This is a genomic window from Mesorhizobium sp. M1E.F.Ca.ET.063.01.1.1 (assembly GCF_003998155.1).
Taxonomy (GTDB): Bacteria; Pseudomonadota; Alphaproteobacteria; order Rhizobiales; family Rhizobiaceae; genus Mesorhizobium.
In genome coordinates this window covers 1-5,897 of sequence record NZ_RZSC01000356.1, presented here as the reverse complement: position 1 = coordinate 5,897, position 5,897 = coordinate 1, and the positions used below count along the sequence as shown (strand labels likewise).

The following is a 5,897-nucleotide window of genomic DNA, read 5'->3' as shown; positions in this document are numbered from 1 at the left end:
TCCCACGCTAGCCCGCCGGCACGCTCACCCGCGCCGACAGGAAATCCGGCAGGTCGGCCACCGAATCCAGGATGACGTCGGCGATCGGCGACAGCGAGTCGCGCGTGCCGGTGCCGGAGAGAACACCAACCGCCAGCCCGCAGCCGCCGGCGCGCGCCATTTCGAGATCATGGCGGTTGTCGCCGACCATGGCGATCTCGCTTGGCTTCAGCCCCGTCAGGTCGCAGAAGGCAACAACGGTGTCGGGCGCCGGCTTCGGGTTCGCCACGGCATCATAGCCAAAGGCGGCCTCGAAGAGCTGCGCGACGCCGAGCGTGGCAAGCGTCTTCTCGGCACCGCTGGTGGAATCGTTGGTGGCGACGCCCATGCGGAAGGATTTCTTGTGCAGCGTCCTCAGCGAATCGATGATCCCGGGAAGCGCGACCGCCATCGATGAGCCCTGCACCGAGGTGATCTCGTTGAAGCGGGAAACGGCCAGCATCTGATCCTCGTCGGACAGGCGCGGGAACCAGAGCTCCACGACATCCATGTTCGAACCGGAAGCAAAGATCGAGTCGGGCTTGAAGCGCTTGCTGACGAAATCGAAGCCGGCGGCGGCCAGCAGCCGGTCGGCCTTCCAGCGGTCGCCCTCGGCGGCGTCCATGGCCATGAAATCGGCTATGCCGAGCCAGGTTGCGTTGAAATCGACAAGCGTGCCGTCCTTGTCGAATAGAATTCCCTTGATGTCCGCCAAGCCTTTTACTCCGCGCCGCGCAATTGGTGGATATGTCCCACCAGTCCAGCAGTCGAGGCGTCGCGTTTTGCGGCAGTCTCCTTGCCTTCCACGACAGGCAGCAGGCCCGTCGCCAATTCCTTGCCAAGTTCGACACCCCACTGGTCGAACGAGTTGATGTTGAACAGCGTGCCCTCGACGAAGACGCGATGCTCGTAAAGCGCGATCAGACGGCCGAGCGTGCGCGGATCGAGCTTCTTGTAGAGGATCGTCACCGAAGGTCGGTTGCCCGAAAAAACGCGGTGCGGCGCGATGCGGTCGACATCGGCCGGCTTCATGCCCTTGGCCAGCATCTGCGCGCGCGCCTCCTCCAGCGTGCGGCCCTTCATGAAGGCTTCGGACTGCGCCAGGCAGTTGGCGAGCAGCAGATCATGGTGGTTCTTCAGCTCGGGCTCATGGCTGACAGCGGCGGCGAGGAACTCGACCGGGATGAAATCGGTGCCCTGGTGCAGAAGCTGGAAGAACGCATGCTGGCCATTGGTGCCGGGCTCGCCCCAGACCAGCGGGCCGGTCGGCGTGGCGACCGCGCCGCCGTCCAGCGTGACGCTCTTGCCGTTCGATTCCATGTCGAGCTGCTGCAGATAGGCCGGCAGGCGCGACAGGCGCTGGTCGTAAGGGATAACGGCGCGCGCCGGATATTTGCAGACGACCCGGTGCCACCAGCCGATCAGCCCCAGCAATGCCGGCAGGTTCTTTTGCAGGGGTGCTGAGCGGAAATGCTCGTCCATCTCATGCGCGCCGTCGAGGAAGGCGCGGAAGTTGCGCGGACCGATGGCGATCATCACCGGCAGGCCGATGGCGCTCCAGACCGAGTAGCGGCCGCCGACCCAGTCCCAGAAACCGAAGACGCGATCCTTTTCGATGCCGAACTTCGACACCAGGTCGAGCGCGGTCGAGACGGCGGCGAAATGCTTGCCGATCGCTTCCTTGCCCAGCGCCTTCTCCACCCATTTGCGCGCCGTCTCGGCATTGGTCATCGTCTCGACCGTGGTGAAGGTCTTGGAAGCGATGATGAACAGCGTCGTTTCGGGCGAAAGGCCCTTCAGCGTATCGTGGATATGGGCGCCGTCGACATTGGAGACGTAATGCGCACGCGGCCCGTCATGGTAGGGCGCCAGCGCCAGCGTGACCATCGCCGGTCCGAGGTCCGAGCCGCCGATGCCGATATTGACGACGTCGGTGATCTTCTTGCCGGTGGCGCCGGCCGCCTTGCCTGAGCGAATGTCGTCGGCGAAGGCGCCCATGGCATCGAGCACAGCAATTACATCGGCCTTGGTGTCCTGGCCATCCACCACCACGCTTTTGCCGGTCAGATTGCGCAGCGCCGTGTGCAGCACGGCGCGGCCTTCGGTGATGTTGATCTTCCTGCCTTCGAACATCGCGGCGCGGCGGCCTTCGAGATCGGCGGCGCCCGCAAGTTTCTCCAGCATCGCCATCGTGTCGGCGTCGACCGCGCATTTCGACCAGTCGAGTAGGAGGTCGCCATCGGTGGCGGAGAATTTCTCGAAGCGCCTGGGATCGGCGGCGAAGGCCTCGCGCATGCTGCCCTTGGCTGCGGCGCGCTGGGCGCGCAGGGCGGCAAGCTGCTTGTCGAAAGATGACTGATCCACTGGCGGGCTCCTGGCGGGTTTTTAGACCATTTTAACAGGCCGGATGTTTCCGGCGCGTGTCGGCGCGTCATTCTATTGAGCCGATTTCCATTTCGTTCAAGCGCGGCGATGACGCATCGCATCACGCTTTGATGATGCGCTGCAACACAGTTTCGGGAGCCAATGGATCACTGGCATAAATCCCAGCGATCAGAAAAATTGATTGGCGCAACCCCTTGTGCCACCCATACACTCGACTGGTCCAGCCAAGTGAAAACAGCTGGCCATCCGAGGAAGTTCTCCCATGCCACAGCGCAATGACACGGCCATATGGTCCGGCCTGTTCCGGATTTCGGCCGAATCCGGACAAACCCTCCAGGCACAGATCCGCCAGGCGATCGTCGCAGCCATCCTCGATCGCCAAATCGCCGCTTCGATGCCGCTGCCGTCCTGCCGGATTCTGGCGGAAAAACTTGGCGTTGCCCGCGGCACGGTGGTGCTCGCCTTCCAGCAGCTGGTCGACCAGGGCTTCCTGGTGGCGCGCGAGCGGCGCGGCCATTTCGTCAACCCTGACGTGCTGGCCACCCCCGCCAAGCCGCACCAGAAGGCGCCCGACCAGCAGAACGAGATCGACTGGAAGGCACGCCGGCAGATCGCTGCCAGCGACATGCCGCCGCCGGCCAAGCACGACAACTGGATCAAGTCTTCCTATCCATTCGTCTATGGCCAGTTCGACCCGGCGCTGTTCCCGACCGCCGAATGGCGCGAATGCAACCGCATGGCGCTCGCAGTGCTGGAGATCCGCAACTGGGCGTCCGACATGGTCGACCGCGACGATCCGCTGCTGATCGAGCAGATCCAGGCGCGGCTTTTGCCGCGGCGCGGCATCTTCGCCAATCCGGATGAGATCATCGTGACGCTGGGCGCGCAGAACGCGCTCTACATGCTCGCCTCGCTGCTGATGACCAAGGGCTCGAAGGTGGCTATGGAAGACCCCGGCTATCCGGATGCCCGCTCGATCTTCCGGCTGGCGGGCGCCGACATCCAGGCGGTTCCGGTCGATCAGTCGGGCATCGTGACCTCGGCGATCCCCGCAGATTCCGGCTTCGTCTTCGTCACACCCAGCCACCATTGCCCGACCATGGTGCCGCTTTCGGCCGAGCGGCGGCAGGATCTTTTGGCGCGGGCCAACCGCAACAACCAGATCATCATCGAGGACGGCTATGACAGCCAGCTTCTCGACGAGGCGCCGCAGCAGGCGCTGAAGAGCCTCGACCGCTCGGGCCGCGTCATCTATGTCGGCTCGATGTCGAAGACGCTGGCTCCTGGCTTGAGGCTTGGCTACATCGTCGCCTCGGCGGGGCTGATCGCCGAACTGCGCGCGTTGCGCCGCTTCATGCTCAGGCATCCGCCGGCGAACAACCAGCGCGCCGTTGCGCTCTTCCTGTCGCTCGGCCATCACGAGGCGCTGGTGCGCAGGCTCTCCGCCGCCTTCGACGAGCGGCGCAAGCGTCTGGTCCATGCGATTTCCGCTTTCCTGCCAGATTGGCGTTCGACCGACTCCGCGGGCGGCACATCGCTCTGGCTGGAGGGTCCGCGCGGCACCGATTCACGCGGCCTGGCCGAGGCGGCCGCTTCGCGCAGCGTCATCATCGAGCCCGGTGACCGGTTCTTCGACCGCAGCGAAAAGCCCTCTCGTTTCATGCGCTTGGGCATCTCCTCGATCTCGCTGCAGCACATCGAGCCCGGTATCCGGGAACTCGCCACGGCAGCCGGACGCCGGCCCGCTGCGGCCTGACCGCGGACAGATTTCTTAAAAAGGGAGCCGGCGCGTGCCGGCTCCCTTTTGTTTAGCGCGCGGTTTGCTTTAGCACTCTGGCATATTCGACGGGATAGGCTGGCTCATAGGCTGTACCAATGCCGGCGGCATAGTCGGAGGCCATAGGGGACGAGGCAGGCCGATGGTGGACCAACCGCCACGCACCCTGCCCCTGAAAGCTAAAGGTGGAGTGCCTCCCATGTCAGTGGCTCTTGAGAAGCAGGACGCGTCGTCGGACCAGCGTTCGCGGCGGTCCGGCGGGCGCGAAGCGCGCCGCGCGATGCGGGCGGCGCCGCTCGCGGACGACATCCGTCCGGTTCGGCCCGGCCTCGAAGGCGGCAGCTACGGGCCATTGAGCCAGAATGATCGCGAGCGCATCCACGAGGCGGTGCTGACGCTTCTGGAGACGGTGGGCTTCGCCAACGCCATCCCCTCCTGCATCGAGGCGCTGACCAGGGTCGGCGCGACCTATGGCGATGACGGCCGCATCCGCCTGCCGCGCGCGCTGGTGCTCGACACAATCAAGAAGGCCGCGCGCCACTTCACGCTCCACGGCCAGGACCCCAAGCACGACATGGTGATCCAGGGCAAGCGCGTGCATTACGGCACGGCGGGCGCCGCGGTGCATCTGGTCGATGTCGAGAAGCGCGAGTACCGCGAATCGCAATTGCAGGACATCTACGACGCCGCTCGCCTCGTCGACGGGCTCGACAACATCCATTTCTTCCAGCGCACCATGGTGCCGCGCGACATCCCCGATCCGCTCGAGATGGACTTCAACACGCTCTACGCCTGCGTGATGGGGACATCCAAGCATGTCGGCACTTCGTTCACGGTGCGCGAGAACGTCAAGCCGGCGCTGGAGATGCTTTATGCGATCGCCGGCGGCGAGGAGAATTTCCGGGCGCGGCCGTTCGTGTCCAACTCGAACTGCTTCGTCGTGCCGCCGATGAAATTCGCCGAGGATGCCTGCGGCGTGCTCGAAGCCTGCGTCGATGGCGGCATTCCGATCCTGCTGCTCTCGGCCGGCCAGGCCGGTGCCACGGCTCCCGCCGCGATTGCCGGCGCCGTCGTCCAGGCGGTGGCGGAGGTGCTGATGGGCCTGGTCTACGTCAACGCCATCAAGCCCGGCCATCCGGCGATCTTCGGCACCTGGCCGTTCGTCTCCGATCTTCGGACCGGCGCCATGTCCGGCGGCTCGGCCGAGCAGTCGGTGCTGACCGCGGCCTGCGCGCAGATGGCGCAATATTACGACCTGCCGGGCGGGTCTGCAGCCGGCATGACGGACTCGAAGCTGCCCGACATCCAGGCCGGCTACGAGAAGGGCATCACCAATGTCATGGCAGGGCTTTCCGGCCTCAACCTCGTCTACGAATCGGCCGGCATGCATGCCTCGCTGCTCGGCTTCTGCCTCGAAAGCCTGATCATCGACAACGACATGCTCGGCCACTGCCTGCGCTGCGTGCGCGGCATCGAGGTGACGGATGAGGCGCTGTCGATCGACACCATCACCGATGTCTGCCTCAAGGGTCCCGGCCACTACCTCGGCAACGAGCAGACGCTGAAGCTGATGCAGACCGAATATTTCTACCCCGCCGTCGGCGACCGTTTCTCGCCGAAGGAATGGAACGAAAAGGGCCGGCCAGACATCCTGCAACGGGCGATCGCCGAGAAGAAGCGTGTGCTGGCCGAGCGTTTTCCGCGCCATGTGTCGCGC

At 64.9% G+C, this 5,897-nt stretch carries 4 protein-coding genes; 2 read left to right on the top strand and 2 right to left on the bottom strand.

Annotation, left to right across the window (positions count from 1 at the left end; genetic code table 11):
- Positions 1–7 precede the first annotated feature (7 nt).
- Positions 8–733 carry an HAD family hydrolase gene (locus tag EOA29_RS22330; RefSeq protein WP_126090446.1) on the bottom strand — a complete coding sequence of 242 codons (726 nt, stop codon included), beginning with the start codon at positions 731–733 and terminating at the stop codon, positions 8–10.
- A 5-nt stretch (positions 734–738) separates the two neighbouring features.
- Positions 739–2,382, bottom strand: coding sequence for a glucose-6-phosphate isomerase (pgi, locus tag EOA29_RS22325; protein ID WP_127221552.1), 1,644 nt, complete (start codon positions 2,380–2,382; stop codon positions 739–741).
- A 283-nt stretch (positions 2,383–2,665) separates the two neighbouring features.
- Between pgi and EOA29_RS22320 the strand changes: the two genes are divergently transcribed.
- Entirely contained in the window at positions 2,666–4,159 is a 1,494-nt protein-coding gene (locus EOA29_RS22320; RefSeq protein ID WP_126090448.1) for a PLP-dependent aminotransferase family protein, read from the top strand.
- A 220-nt stretch (positions 4,160–4,379) separates the two neighbouring features.
- A partial coding sequence (locus EOA29_RS22315) for a trimethylamine methyltransferase family protein (RefSeq protein WP_127221550.1) occupies positions 4,380–5,897 on the top strand: 1,518 nt, incomplete at its 3' end.

What these genes read in the sequence shown, in the direction of transcription:
- EOA29_RS22320 (WP_126090448.1), top strand. Translation starts at nt 2,666, where the DNA reads ATGCCACAGCGCAATGACACGGCCATATGGTCCGGCCTGTTCCGGATT.